This window comes from Streptomyces sp. NPDC058274, from assembly GCF_042881375.1.
Classification (GTDB): domain Bacteria; phylum Actinomycetota; class Actinomycetes; order Streptomycetales; family Streptomycetaceae; genus Streptomyces.
Genome location: NZ_JBHVXW010000004.1, coordinates 294133 through 311063 on the forward strand (window position 1 = coordinate 294133; position 16931 = coordinate 311063).

The following is a 16931-nucleotide window of genomic DNA, read 5'->3' on the forward strand; positions in this document are numbered from 1 at the left end:
TGGCCGCTCGGTCCACCTCTGTTGACCAGCCAGGAACGGATTTCCAAGCACCCGGATGGGGATGCTAGAGTTTCTCTCGTTGCAAGGGCCTGTGGCGCAGTCTGGTAGCGCACCTCGTTCGCATCGAGGGGGTCTGGGGTTCAAATCCCCACAGGTCCACCGCAATTGAGAACCCCGTCGGATTCGTCCGGCGGGGTTCTTGCATGGGCCCGGCGCCCCGGTTCGGCCGGGGTTACAGCGGCTTGGCGAAGCAGCGGCTCAGGGGGTCGTTGCGGTAGAGGCCGAACTTGGTGCAGGGCTCGTAGCCGCTGGAGACGTAGAGGGCGATCGCCTCCGGCTGCATGGTGCCCGTCTCCAGGACCATCCGGATGCGGCCGGCCGCGCGGGCGTCGTCCTCCAGGCCGGCCAGGATGCGGCGGGCCAGGCCGAGGCCGCGGGCCTCCGGGATCACGTACATCCGCTTGAGCTCGGCATCGCCGTCCGAGTAGCCCTCGGTGTTCTCGTTCTGGGTGCGCCAGCCGCCCGTCGCTGTCGCGCGCTCCCACTCGTCGTACGCCAGGAGATAGCGGCCGAGCGGTGGCTCGAACATCGACGGGTCGAGGGGTGTGAGGTCGCCCTCGTCGCCGTAGCGCTCGGCGTATTCGAGCTGCACCTGGTCATTGAGCTTGACGGCGTCGGGGTGGTCGAACGGGACCGGGCGGATATTCATGCGCAGTATCGTACATCTATGCGTCGGGAAGGGTGGGCGGATTAAGTATCGTGCCCGGGTGCTGACTGTGACCTCTGTGAACGTAAACGGGCTTCGGGCCGCCGCCAAGAAGGGCTTCGTGGAGTGGCTCGCCGGGACCTCCGCGGATGTGCTCTGCCTTCAGGAGGTGCGGGCCGAGCCGGCGCAGCTCCCGGACGGCGTGCGAGAGCCCGAGGGGTGGTACGTCGTGCACGCGCCCGCCGCGGCAAAGGGGCGCGCGGGCGTGTCCCTTTACACACGGCGTGAGCCGGACCGCGTGCAGGTCGGGTTCGGATCCGCGGAATTCGACGCCACTGGACGGTACGTCGAGGCCGACCTGCCCGGTGTCACCGTCGCCAGCCTCTATCTGCCCTCCGGTGAGGTCGGGACCGAGCGGCAGGACGAGAAGCTCCGGTTCATGGCGGAGTTCCTCGGCTATCTGAAGGGGCTGCGCGAGCGCGCCGCCGCCGACGGGCGCGAGGTCGTCGTCTGCGGCGACTGGAACATCGCCCATCAGGAGGCCGACCTCAAGAACTGGCGCGGCAACCGCAAGAACTCCGGTTTCCTGCCGGAGGAGCGGGAGTGGCTTGGGCAGGTGTTCGAGGAGGGCGCCGGGTACGTGGACGTCGTACGCGCCCTGCATCCGGATATGGAGGGGCCGTACACGTGGTGGTCGTACCGGGGGAGGGCTTTTGACACCAATGCCGGATGGCGCATCGACTATCACGTCTCGACGCCCGGGCTGGCGGGGAAGGCCGTCAAGGGCTTCGTGGAGCGGGCGGCGACCCATGAGGAGCGCTGGTCCGACCATGCGCCGGTGACGGTGGTCTACGACCTGTAGGGCGGATGCGGGCCTGTAGGGCGGATACAGGCCTGTACGGCGGATACGGGCCTGTAGGGCGGATACGGGCCTGTAAGGCAGGTGTGGCCTCTGGGGCCGAGCAGGGGTCGGCCCGCCGGGGGCGGCGACCGGGGGTGTTACGGCGTGCCTTCCGGATTGCGCAGGCGGCGGTCGAGTGCCATCGACAGTTCGGCCTCTACGACGCTCTTCGCCAGCGGGCGGAGGCGCTGGAGGTCTTCCGGGGTGCGGTCCTGGGTGAGGACCAGGTCGGTGAAGAGTTCGGCGAGGGCGTCCGTGTGCTCGCGTACGCGGCGGGCGGCGCCCAGGACGTCCGCGAGCGGGATGCCCTCGCGGACCAGGGCCGCCGACACGTCGAGGAGGCGGCGGCTGATGTGCACGATCTCCGTGCCGTCGGTGCCGAGGTAGCCGAGGTCGAGCGCGGCGGCGAGGTTCTCCGGGGTGGCCTGGCCGGCGAAGACGTCGGCCAGTTCCTCGGGGGAGAGGCGGACGGGGGTTTCCTCGGTGGGTTCGCCGAGGCCGAGCAGCTCGCGCACGTCCCGGCCGTGGTCGAAGGCCTCGGCGAGTTCCGCGATGCCGTTCAGGGTGTGGCCGCGCTCCAGTAGTGCCGAGATCGTGCGCAGGCGGGCCAGGTGGCTGTCGTCGTACCAGGCGATACGGCCCTCGCGGCGGGGTGGCGGGATCAGCTTGCGTTCGCGGTAGAAGCGCAGGGTGCGCACGGTGATGCCGGCTTCCTTGGCCAGCTCCTCCATGCGGTACTCGCGCTTGGCGGGCTCGGGGGGCGCGGATGTGCTGTCGCGCGCCCGCGCTCGCGCCTGTGCCTCGCGCCCCCGGTTTCCTGATCCCTCAGCCACGTCGGCACCCTACGTCGTACCTCGGGTAACTTTCCCCGCCCCGACCCCTACCCATGAGTACGAAGCTCCCTTACTCTCCCCATTGTGCCAGTGTTCACTGGCAGAGTCGTGCGGACCAGGGAGGCGTCGGGATGACCGAGCACGAGCATGTACGGGTGGCGGTGATCGGGTCCGGGTTCGGGGGCCTCGGGGCCGCCGTGCGACTGCGCCGCGAAGGCGTGACCGACTTCGTCGTCCTGGAGCGGGCCGGCAGCGTCGGCGGCACCTGGCGCGACAACAGCTATCCCGGCTGCGCCTGTGACGTGCCGTCCCACCTCTACTCGTTCTCGTTCGCGCCCAATCCCGACTGGCCGCGGACCTTCTCGGGCCAGGAGCACATCCGCGCCTATCTGGAGCACGTCGCCGACGTCTTCGGGCTGCGGTCGCACCTCCGCTTCAACTCCGAAGTGAAGATGCTGCGCTGGGACGCCCAGCAACTGCACTGGGAGATCGAGACGGCGAGCGGGACGCTCACGGCCGACCTCGTCGTCTCCGCCACCGGGCCGCTCTCCGACCCCAAGATCCCGGACATCCCGGGGATCGACACGTTCACCGGCGAGGTGTTCCACTCCGCCCGCTGGGACCACGACTACGACCTGCGCGGCAAGCGCGTCGCGATGATCGGCACCGGGGCCTCGGCCATTCAGATCGTGCCGTCCATCCAGCCCGACGTCGCGCGGCTGACGCTGTTCCAGCGCACGCCGCCGTGGGTCATGCCTCGCGTCGACCGCGCCATCGGCCCGGCGGAGCGGTGGCTGCACCGGCAGCTGCCGTTCACGACGCAGGCGAGGCGCGGACTGCTGTGGGGGATCCGGGAATTGCAGGTCCAGGCGTTCACCAAGCGTCCCGACCAGCTGGGTCTGGTGGAGCGGCTGGCCAAGCGGAACATCGCGCGCGCCATCAAGGATCCGGCGCTGCGCGCCAAGCTCACCCCGGGCTACCGCATCGGCTGCAAGCGCATCCTGCTCTCCAACTCGTACTACCCGGCGCTGGCCCGGCCCAATGTGGACGTGGTGGCCTCCGGTCTGGCCCGGATCGACGGTTCCACTCTGGTGGGCGCCGACGGCAGCGAGGCCGAGGTCGACGCGATCATCTTCGGGACCGGCTTCCATGTCACCGACATGCCGATCGCGGAGCGGGTCGTGGGCGCGGACGGCAGGACGCTTGCCGAGACCTGGAAGGACGGCATGCGGTCGCTGCGCGGTGCCACAGCGGACGGGTTCCCCAACTGGATGACGATCATCGGGCCCAACACGGGCCTGGGGAACTCCAGCATGATCCTGATGATCGAGTCCCAGCTGAACTACCTGGCCGACTACGTACGGCAGTTGGACGTCCTCGGCGGCCGGGTGGCCCTCGACCCGCGTCCCACGGCTGTCGACGGCTGGAACCACCAGGTCCAGGAGCGCATGAAGCGCACGGTCTGGAACACCGGCGGCTGCAACAGCTGGTACCTGGACGCGAACGGCCGCAACACCACCATCTGGCCCGGTACGACGACCGAGTTCCGCAACGCCACCCGGCGCGTGAACCTCGCCGAGTACGACGTGCTGCGCGCCCCTGAGGCGCCGGAGGCGCCGGCGCCCGGGAAGTCCCGTACGAAGAAGACGGTGGAGGCGGGGGCGTGAGCAGGCTGATGCATGTGGCGAGCGGGCCTTACGCGCCCCCTGTGCCGGCGCGCGTGCTGACCGTGGAGTCCCCGGACGGCGCCCGATTGCACGTAGAGGCGCACGGGCCCGAGGACGCGCCCCCCGTTGTCCTCGCGCACGGGTGGACCTGTTCGACCGCCTTCTGGGCGGCGCAGATACGGGACCTCGCGGTCGACCACCGGGTCATCGCGTACGACCAGCGCGGGCACGGGCGCAGTCCCGCGAGCGCCGCGTGCAGCACCGACGCGCTCGCCGACGACCTGGAGGCGGTGCTCGCCGCCACGCTCGCGCCCGGTGAGCAGGCCGTGCTCGTGGGGCACTCCATGGGCGGGATGACGCTGATGGCCGCGGCCGGGCGGCCCCGGTTCCAGGAGCATGCGGCGGCGGTACTGCTGTGCAGCACCGGCAGTTCGCGGCTGGTCGCCGAGTCGCTGGTGATCCCGATGCGTGCCGGGCGGCTGCGGACCCGTGTCACGCAGTCCGTGCTGGGTTCGCGGGCGCCGCTCGGGCCGGTCTCGCCGCTGGCGAAGCGGATTCTCAAGTACGCGACCATGGGGCGCGCTTCGTCGCCGGCCATGGTCGACGCGTGCGCGCGGATCGTGCACGCGTGTCCCCGGGGTGTGCGGCATTCCTGGTCGCAGGTGCTCGATCTGCTCGATCTCGACCATGGAGTGCGGGAGTTGCGGATGCCCACCGCGGTGGTGGTCGGTACGGCGGACCGGATGACGCCCGTCGTCCACGCGCGCGCCCTCGTTGCCGCGCTGCCGAACTGTGTCGGCATCACGGAGTTGCCCGGGCTCGGGCATATGACCCCCGTCGAAGCGCCGGAGGCGGTGACCGGGCGGATCCGGGAACTGGTCGGCGCGTATGTCCGGGGACAGGGACAGCATGTGCAGGGACAGATACAGGGACAAGAGGTACAGGGACAACAGGTACAGGGACAACAGGTACAGGGACAACAGGTACAGGGGGAGCAGGGGCAGGGAGCTGGCGAGGGGCCTGGGGTGGCTCCGGGGCGGCAACAGGCGCAGGCGGAGGCGCGGGCCGACGCGCAGGCGCCGGTGGATGTGCGGGACGAGCTGAAGGAAGCGGGCGCATGAGCAAGGTGAGTCTGGAAGGGCAGGTCGCGGTCGTCACGGGGGCGGCGCGCGGTGTCGGTGAGCTCCTCGCGCGCAAGCTCTCCGCGCGCGGCGCCAAGATCGCGCTCGTCGGCCTGGAGGCGGACGCGCTCAAGGAGGTCTCCGAGCGCCTGCACAGCGAGAGCGACCACTGGTACGCCGACGTCACCGACCACGAGGCGATGGCGCGGGTCGCCGAGGAGGTCAAGCAGCGGTTCGGGAAGGTCGACATCGTCGTCGCCAACGCCGGTGTCGCGAACGGCGGTCCCTTCGTGGACTCCGATCCGGTCGCCTGGCGGCGGGTCATCGAGGTCAACCTGATCGGCTCGGCGGTGACGGCGCGCGCGTTCCTGCCGGTGCTGATGGAGAGCCGTGGGTATCTGCTGCAGATCGCCTCGCTCGCCGCCATCACGCCGGCGCCGATGATGACCGCGTACTGCGCGTCCAAGTCGGGTGTGGAGGCGTACGCGCACAGTCTGCGCGCCGAGGTCGGCTACAAGGGCGTGCGCGTCGGGGTGGGTTATCTGTCTTGGACCGACACGGACATGGTGCGCGGTGCCGATCAGGACGACGTGATGCGGGAGTTGCGGCAGCGGCTGCCGTGGCCGTCCAACAAGACGTATCCCCTGGGGCCGGCGGTCGACCGCATCGTGGACGGGATCGAGCGCAGGTCGAGCCATGTGTACGCGCAGTGGTGGCTGCGGGGGATGCAGGGCATCCGCGGGTATCTCCCGGGGCTCATCGGGGCGGTGGGACAGCGGGAGATGCGGCGGTTCGACACGCGGCTGAACGCTGTCTCCCGGGGGCTCGTCGGTGCGGGCGGGGCCGCGGACGAGGCGGAGCGGCAGGGGACTTCACCGTGAGTAACTGATCGAAATGCGCGGTATGTCCGTGCGTGTCAATCTGGTCGAGCCCCGATCCCCTCACCCACTACGGGAGTGAATTCCATGGGCATCAAGGACCAGTTCCAGGACAAGGCCGAGCAGATGCAGCAGCAGGCGAAGAAGAAGTTCGGCGAGCAGCAGGACGAGGCGAGCGAGCGCTCTTCGCAGGGACGCGAGAGTGCCGAGCAGGAGATGGAGCGCGGTGAGCGCACCGCGCGGGAGCGTCTCGACGAGGACTACGACGTCTGACGCTGCGGCCGGCCTTGCCGGAAGGGGGGTGCCCTCGTGTAGTTGGGGGCGCCCCTTCTGCGCGCACGCTCCTTTGAGGGGCGTGCGCGTGAGGCGTGTGCGCCGCTTTGAAGGGCGTGCGGGCTGTTGAGGGGCGTGCGCGTGAGGCGTGTGCGCCGCTTTGAGGGGCGTGCGGGCTGTTGAGGGGCGTGCGCGCGAGGCTTGTACGCCTCATTGAGGGGCGTGCGGGCTGTCAACGGGCGTGCATGGCAGCTTGGTGCTCCGGTGGGCGCCTCCGTCAGTGCGCCGTGGCGCCCCGGTGCTCGCTCCTCGGCGCTAGCGCTCCGGTGCCCGACCCTTCACCCCCCACGCTCGCGCCGTGAGCGCGATCGATCCGTCGGGCGCCGTCGCGAGCGACGTGCGCAACGCCTCGCGTACGCGGTCCCGCGACTCCGGGTGAAGCGCGGCGACGTACCCGGCCGCCGGACCCTGACCGGCGAGGAACGGCTCCCACAGATCGGCGAACCCGCCGAAGTGGGTGGGCACTTCGATCGGCGTGACCTGTACGTCGTCCAGTCCCGCGTCCGTCCACAGCGCACGCAGGGGTTCCGGCCGGCACAGGGGGAAACGGTGTCCCTCGTCCAGTGGGGCCGCCGACGGGTCCACGGAGCTCGCCGCGTCCCAGAAGTGGCGCAGGAACGCCATGCCCTCGGCGTAGTCCCAGACGTACGCGCCGATCAGGCCGCCCGGGCGCACGGTTCGTACGATTTCGGACAGTGCGGCGGCGGGCTCGGGGAGGAAGTTGAGCACCAGGCCGCCGGCGGCCGCGTCGAAGGTCGCGTCACGAAAGGGGAGTGCCTGGGCGTCGGCCACAGCTGTGGCCCCACTGCCCGGCGCCATCGCTGCCGCCGCCACCTCCGCGAACGCCCAGGACCGGTCCACGCCCACGATCAGGTGGGGGCGGCATCGTGTGGTCACCGCGGACGTCAGCGCGCCGGTGCCGCAGCCGACGTCCAGCCACCGCAGGCCGGGGGCCGGGCCCACCCAGGCCACGAACCGCTCCGCGACCAGGCGGCTCCACCGGCCCATGTACCGCTCGTACGCGCCCCCGGCGGCCCACACGTCGTACTGCCCTGCCGATCGCGCGCCGTGCGCGCCCCGCGCCTCTCGCATCCCGTGCGCCTCCACTTCGCTCCACACGCCCCACGCGAATCGCATCAGGCGCGCCCACCCCCCTTCCCACGCCCCCACCCTCCTTCGTCCGCCTGCGCCCCTCCTTCCTCCGCTCACGCCCCCCGGTCCCCCACCCCTACCCCCTCCCAGGCAACCCCGGCCGGCTGCGGTCTGGGATGGAGGAGTGGTCCGGGGGAGAGGCTGCGGGGTGGGTGGAGAGGAGGTCGAGGGCGAGGCGGATGGCGTCGTCGAGTTGGGCGTGGCGGCCCTCTGCCCAGTCGAGGGGGGTGCGGAGGATCTCGAGGTCGGGGGAGACGCCGTGGTTCTCGACGGACCAGCCGTAGGCGTCGAACCAGGCCGCGTTCATGGGAACGGTGATGACGGTGCCGTCGCCGAGGCGGTGGCGGCCGGTCATGCCGACGACGCCGCCCCAGGTGCGCTGGCCGACGACCGGGCCGAGCTTGAGCAGTTTGAAGGCGGCGGTGATCATGTCGCCGTCGGAGGACGTGGCCTCGTCGGCGAGGGCGACGACCGGGCCGCGGGGGGCGTTGGAGGCGTAGGACACCGGCTGGGCGTTGCGGGTGAGGTCCCAGCCGAGGATTTTGCGGGTGAGCTTCTCGACGACCAGTTCGCTGATGTGGCCGCCGGCGTTGCCGCGGACGTCGACGAGGAGTGCGGGCCGGGACACCTCCATCCGCAGGTCGCGGTTGAACTGGGCCCAGCCGGAGCCGCCCATGTCCGGGATGTGGAGGTAGCCGCAGCGGCCGCCGCTCAACTCCCGGACGACTTCGCGGCGTTTGGCCACCCAGTCCTGGTAGCGCAGGGGGCGTTCGTCGATGAGGGGGACGACGGCCACCCGGCGGGAGCGGCCCTCGCCCTCGGCCGGGATGAAGGTCAGCTCCACCGTCGTACCGCCCGCGCCCGCGAGCAATGGGTACGGACCCGTCACCGGGTCCACCGGGCGGCCGTCCACGTGGGTCAGGACGGCGCCCTCGCGGATGCCGGAACCGGCAAGCGGGGAGCGGGCCTTGGAGTCGGAGGAGTCGCCGGGGAGGATGCGTTTGAGGGTCCAGTTGCCGTCCCGGCGGACGAAGTTGGCGCCCAGCAGGCCCTGCCGGCGCTGGTAGTGGGGCGGGCCCTCGTTGCGGCGGGCGGCGGAGACGTAGGCGTGGGAGGTGCCGAGTTCGCCGAGGACCTCGCGGAGCAGGTCGGCGAACTCGTCGGGGGAGGCGACGCGTTCGACCAGGGGGCGATACTGGGCGAGGACCGCGTCCCAGTCGATGCCGCACATGTCCGGGTCCCAGTAGTAGGCGCGGATGATGCGGCCCGCCTCCTCGTACGCCTGGTGCCATTCGGCGGGCGGGTCGACCTCGTGCAGGATGCGGCGCAGGTCGATCCAGACGGTCGAGTCGCCGTCGCCGGACTCGGTGGAGGGGACGGCGCGCAGGTCGCCCTCGTCGACGACGACCAGCCGGCTGCCGTCGCCGCTGACCGCGAACCAGTCGAGGTGGTCGACGAGTTCGGACTTCTTCGCCTTGGCGATGTTGAAGTACTCCAGGGTGGGGCGGCCGGTCATGTCGTCCGGGTTGGCGAAGGTCTCACCGAGGGCGCCGGAGATCGGCCAGCGCAGCCAGACCAGTCCGCCGCCGGCGACCGGGTGCAGCGCGGAGTACTTGGAGGCGGTGACCGGGAAGGGGGTCACCCGGCTCTCCAGGCCCTCGACCTCGACGGTGGTGGCGCTGCCGTCACCCGGCTCGTCCTCGACCGGGTCCAGGCCGCCGGCGACCGGGCGCCCGTCGGGGTTCAGGGCGAAGGGGGAGGGGGTGGCCGAGGACAGCGGGACGAGGTAGGGGCGGCAGCCCAGCGGGAAGGACAGGTCCCCGGTGTGCACGTCGTACACAGGGTCGAAGCCGCGCCAGGACAGGAACGCCAGATACCGCCCGTCCCGGGTGAAGACCGGATTCTCGTCCTCGAAGCGGCCGTTGGTGACGTCGACGATCAGCCGCGCGCCCGGTCCGTCGATCCGGGCCATCTTGATCTGCCGCAGGGAGCGCCCGATGCCGGGGTGCGACCAGGTCAGCCACGACCCGTCGGGCGAGAACGCGAGGTCCCGCACCGGCCCGTTGATGGACTGGATCAGCTCGGTCACCCGCCCGTTCGTCTCCCCACCCCTCACTCCGGCCGTCTCGCCGCCCCTCACTCCGGCCGTCTCGCCGCCCGACCCCTCGGTCCCGCCTCCCTCCGCCCCATCCGTCCTTCCACCCTCAGCCTCTCCAGCCTCTCCCGCCTCTTCAGCTGTACCAGTCCCCTCGGCCCCCTCAGTCCCGTCCGCCCCCTCAGCCCCCTCAGCCCCCTCGTCCTCCCCCGCCCCCTCAGCCGCATCAATAAGAAGCAGCCGCCCGTCATGCGAGGCAATCGCGAGCCGTTCCCCCTGCGGGTCGGAGACGAGTTCCAGTACGTGGCCCAGTTCGCCGGAGGCGAGCCGGCGGGGCTTGCGGTCGCCGCTGGCGCGCGGCAGGTAGGCGATCTCGACGGCGTCCTCGCCCTCCGCGTCGGTGACGTAGGCGACCTGGCCGCCCGAGCCGAGCATCTCGGGGAGCCGGACCCGTACCCCCGGGGTGTCCGTGATGGTGCGGGCGGGACCGTCGCGGTGGGTGAGCCAGTAGAGGCTGCCGCGTACGACGACGGCGCCGGCGCGGCCCGTCTCGTCGACGGAGATGCCGTCGATGTGCTGGGCGGCGGGCACCTGGTACCTGCGCCGGCCCGCGCGGGGTCCGCCCAGGCGGATGTCGAGGCGGCGCGGCTGCGAGTCGGGGGAGAGGTCGTCGACGATCCACAGGTCCCCGGCGCACTGGTAGACGACCCGGGCGCCGTCGCTCGCGGCGTGCCGGGCGTAGAAGGCGTCGTGGTCGGTGTGCCGGCGCAGATCGGAGCCGTCGTGGGCGCACGAGTACAGATTGCCGATGCCCTCGTGGTCGGAGAGGAAGGCGATGCGGTCGCCGACGAACATCGGTGAGTGCAGGTGGCCGTCGAGACCGTCGAGGATCCGCTGCCCGTGCAGCCACAGCCGTCCCGTCGCCCCGCCCCGGTACCGCTTCCAGGCGGCCGGCTCGTGCGGCGGGGTGCCGGTGAGCAGCAGAGTCCTGCGTTCGCCCGCCAGGTCGGCGACCTGGATCTCGGAGACCGGGCCCCAGGGCAGCCGGCCGCCGGGGTCGCCCGTGGTGGGGACGTTGTAGGCCCAGGTGAAGTAGGAGAAGGGCTGGCCGTGCGAGGCGACGGCGAGGATGTCGCAGTGGCCGTCCTTGTCGGGGGGTGTCCAGCCGCAGACCTGGGTGTCCGCGCTGCCCCAGTAGGTGAGCCGCCGGCCGGGGCCGCCGTCGACCGGTGCCAGATGGATCTCCGGGACGAGGCTGCGCCAGCTCGTGTACGCGATGTGGCGGCCGTCGGGGGAGAAGCGGGGGTGGCCGACCTTGGTGCGGTCGACGGTGAGCCGCCAGGCGCGCCCGGGCCCGTCGAGCGGGGCCACCCACAGGTCGTCCTCGGTCGCGAAGCAGATCCGGTCGCCGCTGAGGTGCGGGAAGCGCAGGTATCCGGGTGCGTTCTCCCCGGGGGTCGCCTTCTCGTACGCGTCGCTCACCTCCCCATGCTTTTCCGCCCGGCGGCCCCCGGCAACTCGTGCCCCCTCACCTCGTGGCGTCGAACCCGTGACCCAGCACACGTACGAAACGGTTTCGTTTCGCAGGTTCTCAGGGTATGTTCAGAGAGGCAGGAACCGGCACAGGAATCAAGCAGTCGAAGCAGAGGAAGGTGAGTGGGATGACTGAAGCCGCAACGGTGCGTCGCAGTCGGATCACACCCGAGCGCGAGGCCGAGTTGTACGCGGCTGTGCTCGATCTGCTTCGAGAGGTCGGCTACGACGCCCTGACGATGGACGCCGTCGCCGCCCGTACGCGGTCCAGCAAGGCCACGCTCTACCGCCAGTGGGGCGGCAAGGCCGAGCTGGTGGCGAGGGCGATGCGGCACCAGAAGCGGGCCGATTTCACCAACCTCGACACGGGATCCCTCCGGGGTGACCTCCACGCGCTCGTCCTGCGCGCGGACGACTGCCAGATGGAGCAGGACTCCGCGCTGATGCGAGGTCTGGCCATGGCGATGCACGGGAACCCCGATCTGCTGCGCGCCTTCCGTGAGTTGCTCATCGAGCCGGAGATGGAAGAGATGCGCGTGGTGCTGCGACGCGCCATCGACCGGGGCGAAGTCCGCCCGGACAACCCCGCGATGGCCTACGTCGTGCACATGATGGTCGGCGGCTTCGCGGCCCGGACCATGATCGACGAACTGCCACCGACGCAGGACTTCCTCACCTCGTACATCGACGCCGTCGTTCTCCCCGCGCTCGGCGCCTGATTCCCTCGACCCCCTCTCAAGCCCCAGCTGTTCAAGTGACATCCTGAAACCCCTTGTAGATCCACATCTGCAGACCCACCTGACGCGACCGCTCACGTCGTCGGGCTGATTCCCGCTGCCGTCCCCCACGTCCAGCGGGGATCTCACCAGCCCTCTGTCGTCCCACGACCTGACCGGGAGTACGCCCTCGTGGCCACGTTCCTCTACAAACTCGGCCGACTCGCCTTCAGGCGACGGCATTTCGTCGCCCTGATATGGGTGGCCCTCCTGACGCTCGCCGGCGTCGGAGCGGCCTCCGCCCCCACCGCGGGGACCAGTTCCTTCTCGATCCCGGGCACCGAGGCCCAGAAGGCCTTCGACCTGCTGGAGCAGCGCTTCCCCGGAATGAGCGCCGACGGAGCGACCGCACGCGTCGTCTTCCAGGCGCCGAGCGGCGAGAAGATGGCGGACGCGGCGAACAAGGCCGCCGTCGAGAAGGCCGTCGACGAGCTCGGCGACGGCTCCGAGGTCACCTCCGTCACCGACCCGTTCAAGGCCAAGGCCCTCAGCAAGGACGGCACGATCGCGTACGCGCAGGTGTCGTACAAGGTCTCCGGCATGGAGCTGAAGGACGCCTCCAAGGACGCGCTGAAGGAGGCCGCGCAGGACGCGCGGGGCTCCGGACTGACCGTCGAGGTCGGCGGTGACGCGCTCCAGGCCGTGCCCGAGACCGGGTCCACCGAGATCATCGGTATCGCGGTCGCCGCGGTCGTCCTGGTAATCACCTTCGGCTCGCTGATCGCGGCCGGACTGCCGCTGCTGACCGCGCTGGTCGGCGTCGGCATCGGCGTCTCGACCATCACCGCCCTGGCGAACGCGCTCGACCTCGGCACCACCACCTCCACGCTCGCGATGATGATCGGCCTCGCGGTCGGCATCGACTACGCCCTCTTCATCGTCTCCCGCTACCGCGCCGAACTGGCCGAGGGCCGGGAACGCGAGGAGGCGGCGGGACGCGCCGTCGGCACGGCCGGATCGGCGGTGGTCTTCGCCGGCCTGACCGTCGTGATCGCCCTGGTCGGCCTGGCCGTCGTCAACGTGCCGATGCTCACCAAGATGGGTGTCGCGGCCGCCGGTACGGTCGCCATCGCCGTACTGATCGCACTCACCATGATTCCCGCGCTGCTCGGCTACGTGGGCCGCAAGGTGCAGCCCGCGGGCCAGAAGAGCCGGCTGCTCGGCGGCGGGCGCAAGAAGGCGCAGCAGGCCGCGGCCGGTGAGCGCCCCAACATGGGTACGCGCTGGGCGCGCTTCGTCGTCCGCCGGCCGCTGGCCGTCCTGCTCCTCGGAGTCATCGGCCTGGGTGCCGCCGCGATCCCGGCGGCCTCGCTGGAACTGGGTCTGCCGGACGACGGCTCGCAGCCGACGTCCACCACCCAGCGCCGCGCCTACGACCTCCTGTCGGAGGGCTTCGGCCCCGGCTTCAACGGCCCGCTGATGGTCGTCGTCGACGCCAAGTCGAGCGACGCCCCGAAGGACGCCGTCACCACGGTGTCCGACAAGATCAGGGACCTCGACGACGTCGTGTCGGTCACCCCGCCGACGTACAACAAGGCCGGTGACACGGCGATGATCAGCGTGATTCCGGACTCGAAGCCGTCCTCGACGAAGACCGAGGACCTGGTGCACGCCATCCGCGACTCGGGCGGCACGGTCAAGACCAACACCGACGCGAACGTGCTGGTCAGCGGCTCGACGGCGATGAACATCGACTTCTCGCAGAAGCTCAACGACGCGCTGGTGCCGTATCTGGCGCTCGTCGTCGGCCTGGCCTTCCTGCTCCTGATCGTGGTCTTCCGCTCGATCCTGGTCCCGCTGAAGGCGGCCCTCGGCTTCCTGATCTCGGTGCTGGCCGCGCTCGGCGCCGTCGTCGCGGTCTTCCAGTGGGGCTGGCTGTCCGGGCTGATGGGGGTCGAGGAGACCGGCCCGATCATGTCGATGATGCCGATCTTCATGGTCGGTGTGGTCTTCGGTCTCGCGATGGACTACGAGGTGTTCCTCGTGACCCGGATGCGGGAGGCGTACGTCCACGGGGAGCGGCCGGGGCAGGCCATCGTGACCGGCTTCCGGCACAGCGCCCGTGTGGTCACCGCCGCCGCCGTCATCATGATCGCCGTCTTCTCCGGCTTCATCGGCTCCAGCGAGTCGATGATCAAGATGATCGGCTTCGGCCTCGCCATCGCCGTCTTCTTCGACGCCTTCATCGTCCGGATGGCGATCGTCCCGGCCGTGCTCGCCCTGCTGGGCAAGTGGGCCTGGTGGCTGCCGAAGTGGCTGGACCGCGCCCTGCCGAACGTCGACGTCGAGGGCGAGGGCCTGCGCAAGCACGACGCCGAGTCCGCAAGCGACGGGAACGAGGACCGGGAGCTGGTACGGGTCTGACCCGACCGCCCCTCTGACCAGACCGCCGGTGAGCGCCCCCTCACCGGCGGTCGCCTTTTGCCGTCAGTACGTCCGCCCAGACCGTCTTGCGCGGCGGCGGGCCCGGAGTGACACCCCAGCGGTCGGCGAGCGCGTCCACCAGGAGTAGCCCCCGACCCGACTCGGCGTCCGGGGGCGCCTGTTCGGGCAGCGCGGGCAGACGGTCACCGCGCGTGTCCGTCACCTCGATCCGGAGCGTGTCGCCGACCACGTAGAGCGTCAGCCGGAAGTCACGGCCCGACACCCGGCCGTGGGTCGCCGCGTTGGCCGCCAGTTCGGCGACGATCTGACTCGCCGGGTCCAACGGGAGTCCCCAGCAGCGGAGTTGTTCCACCGCGAGCAGCCTGCCGAGGCGGGCGCCGCGGGGCGTGGGGGACAGCAGGACGCTGAAGTTACGGATGGGCCGGCCGAGTTGGGGCCGCGCCCCGACGGTTTCCTGATTCACGTCACTCAGCGTGGCGGACCTTGCCTACTCTGAGCGGTGATCACGCCGGTGCGTACGGGGACTGTCCCGTCGTTGTCCCGTTCTGTCCTGGCTGTCCCGGGGGCCGTGCGGGTACGGGTGCGCGTTGGAGGTGGGTGGGTATGAACAGCGAGGGTGCGGACGAGCCCGGGTGGGACGTGAGTCCGGAGGACGAGATCGCTCCGGTGGTGGAGTCGACGGGTCGTCAGATCAAGCTCTGGCGCGAGGCGGCCGGGATGCGGGTGGCCGACTTCGGGGAAGCCATCGGATACGGCGAGGACCTGATCCGCAAGGTGGAGCGTGGGGCGCGCATTCCCCGCGCGGAGTTCCTGGACCGTGCGGACGAGGCGCTGAACGCCGGGGGCCGCATCAGGGCGTTCCGCGAGGACATGGAGAAAGCCCGGTATCCCAAGAAGGTGCGCGAGCTGAAGATGCTGGAGGAGCGGGCGGTTGAGCTCGTGGCCTACGGGGACCACAACCTGCACGGCCTTCTGCAGACGGAGGAGTACGCCCGGGCGCTCTTCGAGATGCGGCAACCGGCGTATTCGCGTGACGAGGTGGAGCGAGCGGTATCAGCGCGCATGGCGCGACAGTCGATCTTCGAGCGGGAACCAGCTCCAGCGCTCATCTTCGTTCAGGAGGAGGTGACCCTGCGACGCCCTCTCGGGGGGAGAATGGTGCTGCGCCGGCAGCTTGAACGGCTGCTGGAGGTAGGGCAGTTGCGGAACGTCACGATTCAGGTGATGCCGACGGACCGCGAGGAGCATGCCGGGATGCAGGGTGAGACCCAGGTGCTGAAGTTCGAGGACGGTACGGCGGTGGGGCGGTCCGAGGGTGCCTTCAACAGCCGCCCGGTTTCCGAGCCCAGGCAACTGCGAATCCTGGAATTACGGCATGGCATGATCCGGGCGCAGGCTCTCACTCCGCGGGAGTCGGCGGCCCTCATCGAGCAAATGCTGGGAGAGACATGACCCTTAAGCCCTCTGCCGGGGACGGCTCCGAGCTGAAGTGGCGCAAGAGCAGTTACAGCGACAGCAGTAACAGCAGCGAGTGCGTAGAGGTCGCCCCCACCCCCGCCACCATCCACATCCGGGACTCCAAGAACACCCGGGGTCCCCGCCTCGCCGTGGACCCCACCACGTGGACGGAGTTCGTGGCGTACGTCTCGGGCAGCTGAGTGCCTGACACAGGTGCCTAGGGGCGCCGGCGTCAGAGCCGTTGGCGCCAAGTGCTTGTTCCCCGGGATGGCCGTCGACCGGGCCGGGACGGCTTCGTAGCTGTCCGCTTCTCTGTTCGAGGCCGATTGCCTCATCGCCGAACGCGCGGAAATCTATGTTGGCCGGGGTAGACATTGGTGGGCCGTGTGGTTATGGTTTCTCTCGTAGCCGAGATCGACAGGGCCTGGCAGAAACGAACTGCCGGCCAGTAGTACACGCAGTTGCAGTGCGCAGGACGGTGCGGTGGTGGAGTTTCGAAGCCAGGGTTGTTGCAGGGCGGCGACGGGACTGACGACCGGACCGGGTGGCCCGCAGTGATCAGGGGCCGCCGTGAGCAGTACCGCAGTACGCGTAAGTGCAGTTCGCAGTACCCAGCAGCGGCAGTGAGTGAGCAGCACCTCGGTGAAGGCGTCGGCTGCGGACGCGCGCACCGGGAAGTTCGGCAGTGGGGTTCTAAGCCAGAGCAGACGCAGGACGGGCGACGGGGCTGGCTGCCGAAGAGTGGTGCTGTCGCAGGCCACTGAGCAGTTCGCATCACCAGCATTGTGCGGTAGAGCAGTTACGCAGTCGCAGTCCCCAGTTCGGCAAGCAGTTGATCACCGAGGGAAGAACGGAGGAGCCGAGCGCCATCAGGATCGCCCGGGTCGAAGTCTTGAGCCCGGGTACCGCAGGACATCGATAGTGGGGTGGTCTCCGGTCAAGCAACCGCGATCCCAGCACACCCGACAGCATCTCGGTCGGGTCTGCGGACACAGTAGGCCGGCGCAGTATCAGGGCCGGCGGATGGTGTAGCAGTTCCTTCGGGGCCCTGGCGACAATAGCGCCAGGGCCCCTCAACACGTTCCACAGAGAG

Annotated in this window: 13 protein-coding genes, 1 tRNA gene and 1 pseudogene; 10 read left to right on the forward strand and 5 right to left on the reverse strand. The window is 70.2% G+C overall.

The window, feature by feature from the left end; translation table 11 throughout:
- The first annotated feature begins 85 nt into the window (after nt 1–85).
- A tRNA-Ala gene (locus tag ACFVYF_RS11190) sits at nt 86–159 on the forward strand.
- A 73-nt stretch (nt 160–232) separates the two neighbouring features.
- Here the strand turns inward: ACFVYF_RS11190 and ACFVYF_RS11195 are convergent.
- On the reverse strand, nt 233–709 hold the full coding sequence (locus ACFVYF_RS11195; protein WP_389454263.1) for a GNAT family N-acetyltransferase: 477 nt from the start codon (nt 707–709) through the stop codon (nt 233–235).
- A gap of 67 nt (nt 710–776) precedes the next feature.
- Here ACFVYF_RS11195 and ACFVYF_RS11200 point away from each other — a divergent pair, with 67 nt between their 5' ends.
- The gene (locus ACFVYF_RS11200) at nt 777–1568 is read left to right on the forward strand and encodes an exodeoxyribonuclease III (protein ID WP_389454715.1); all 792 of its coding nucleotides are present in this window, start codon (nt 777–779) and stop codon (nt 1566–1568) included.
- Between the two features lie 137 nt (nt 1569–1705).
- Here the strand turns inward: ACFVYF_RS11200 and ACFVYF_RS11205 are convergent, their stop codons facing one another.
- Nucleotides 1706–2338 carry a MerR family transcriptional regulator gene (locus tag ACFVYF_RS11205; protein WP_389454717.1) on the reverse strand — a complete coding sequence of 211 codons (633 nt, stop codon included), beginning with the start codon at nt 2336–2338 and terminating at the stop codon, nt 1706–1708.
- A gap of 233 nt (nt 2339–2571) precedes the next feature.
- On the opposite strand from ACFVYF_RS11205, the gene ACFVYF_RS11210 reads away from it, so the two are divergent.
- From ACFVYF_RS11210 to ACFVYF_RS11225, 4 genes and pseudogenes are all read left to right on the forward strand, one after another.
- Nucleotides 2572–4107, forward strand: coding sequence for a flavin-containing monooxygenase (locus ACFVYF_RS11210; protein ID WP_389454266.1), 1536 nt, complete (start codon nt 2572–2574; stop codon nt 4105–4107).
- A pseudogene (locus tag ACFVYF_RS11215) lies at nt 4104–5003 on the forward strand (alpha/beta fold hydrolase); the annotation flags it as partial. The gene ACFVYF_RS11210 and the pseudogene ACFVYF_RS11215, both read left to right, overlap by 4 nt.
- 221 nt (nt 5004–5224) lie before the next feature.
- Nucleotides 5225–6109: an SDR family oxidoreductase gene (locus ACFVYF_RS11220; RefSeq protein WP_389454269.1), complete on the forward strand. Its 885-nt coding sequence runs from the start codon at nt 5225–5227 to the stop codon at nt 6107–6109.
- A gap of 84 nt (nt 6110–6193) precedes the next feature.
- Nucleotides 6194–6379 carry a hypothetical protein gene (locus tag ACFVYF_RS11225; protein WP_389454272.1) on the forward strand — a complete coding sequence of 62 codons (186 nt, stop codon included), beginning with the start codon at nt 6194–6196 and terminating at the stop codon, nt 6377–6379.
- Nucleotides 6380–6694: 315 nt separating this feature from the next.
- Here ACFVYF_RS11225 and ACFVYF_RS11230 read toward each other — a convergent pair whose 3' ends face one another.
- The gene (locus ACFVYF_RS11230; protein WP_389454275.1) at nt 6695–7576 is read right to left on the reverse strand and encodes a class I SAM-dependent methyltransferase; all 882 of its coding nucleotides are present in this window, start codon (nt 7574–7576) and stop codon (nt 6695–6697) included.
- A 91-nt stretch (nt 7577–7667) separates the two neighbouring features.
- A complete protein-coding gene (locus ACFVYF_RS11235) occupies nt 7668–11168 on the reverse strand; it encodes a S41 family peptidase (protein WP_389454278.1) in 3501 nt (1166 codons plus the stop codon).
- A 179-nt stretch (nt 11169–11347) separates the two neighbouring features.
- Between ACFVYF_RS11235 and ACFVYF_RS11240 the strand changes: the two genes are divergently transcribed.
- Both ACFVYF_RS11240 and ACFVYF_RS11245 read left to right on the forward strand, forming a co-directional pair.
- Nucleotides 11348–11938, forward strand: coding sequence for a TetR/AcrR family transcriptional regulator (locus ACFVYF_RS11240; RefSeq protein WP_389454281.1), 591 nt, complete (start codon nt 11348–11350; stop codon nt 11936–11938).
- Between the two features lie 189 nt (nt 11939–12127).
- Nucleotides 12128–14359 carry an MMPL family transporter gene (locus tag ACFVYF_RS11245; protein ID WP_389454284.1) on the forward strand — a complete coding sequence of 744 codons (2232 nt, stop codon included), beginning with the start codon at nt 12128–12130 and terminating at the stop codon, nt 14357–14359.
- A gap of 40 nt (nt 14360–14399) precedes the next feature.
- On the opposite strand, the gene ACFVYF_RS11250 is transcribed toward ACFVYF_RS11245, so the two are convergent.
- Nucleotides 14400–14843, reverse strand: coding sequence for an ATP-binding protein (locus ACFVYF_RS11250; protein WP_389454287.1), 444 nt, complete (start codon nt 14841–14843; stop codon nt 14400–14402).
- 140 nt (nt 14844–14983) lie between these two features.
- On the opposite strand from ACFVYF_RS11250, the gene ACFVYF_RS11255 reads away from it, so the two are divergent.
- Both ACFVYF_RS11255 and ACFVYF_RS11260 read left to right on the forward strand, forming a co-directional pair.
- The gene (locus ACFVYF_RS11255) at nt 14984–15832 is read left to right on the forward strand and encodes a helix-turn-helix domain-containing protein (protein WP_389454290.1); all 849 of its coding nucleotides are present in this window, start codon (nt 14984–14986) and stop codon (nt 15830–15832) included.
- On the forward strand, nt 15829–16038 hold the full coding sequence (locus ACFVYF_RS11260) for a DUF397 domain-containing protein (RefSeq protein ID WP_389454293.1): 210 nt from the start codon (nt 15829–15831) through the stop codon (nt 16036–16038). Before ACFVYF_RS11255 ends, ACFVYF_RS11260 begins: the two co-directional genes overlap by 4 nt.
- Nucleotides 16039–16931 lie beyond the last annotated feature (893 nt).

Coding starts and splice junctions, on each gene's coding strand:
- ACFVYF_RS11195 (WP_389454263.1), bottom strand. CDS start 709: ATGAATATCCGCCCGGTCCCGTTCGACCACCCCGACGCCGTCAAGCTC.
- ACFVYF_RS11255 (WP_389454290.1), top strand. CDS start 14,984: ATGAACAGCGAGGGTGCGGACGAGCCCGGGTGGGACGTGAGTCCGGAG.
- ACFVYF_RS11230 (WP_389454275.1), bottom strand. CDS start 7,576: ATGCGATTCGCGTGGGGCGTGTGGAGCGAAGTGGAGGCGCACGGGATG.
- ACFVYF_RS11260 (WP_389454293.1), top strand. CDS start 15,829: ATGACCCTTAAGCCCTCTGCCGGGGACGGCTCCGAGCTGAAGTGGCGC.
- ACFVYF_RS11210 (WP_389454266.1), top strand. CDS start 2,572: ATGACCGAGCACGAGCATGTACGGGTGGCGGTGATCGGGTCCGGGTTC.
- ACFVYF_RS11240 (WP_389454281.1), top strand. CDS start 11,348: ATGACTGAAGCCGCAACGGTGCGTCGCAGTCGGATCACACCCGAGCGC.
- ACFVYF_RS11220 (WP_389454269.1), top strand. CDS start 5,225: ATGAGCAAGGTGAGTCTGGAAGGGCAGGTCGCGGTCGTCACGGGGGCG.
- ACFVYF_RS11205 (WP_389454717.1), bottom strand. CDS start 2,338: ATGGAGGAGCTGGCCAAGGAAGCCGGCATCACCGTGCGCACCCTGCGC.
- ACFVYF_RS11225 (WP_389454272.1), top strand. CDS start 6,194: ATGGGCATCAAGGACCAGTTCCAGGACAAGGCCGAGCAGATGCAGCAG.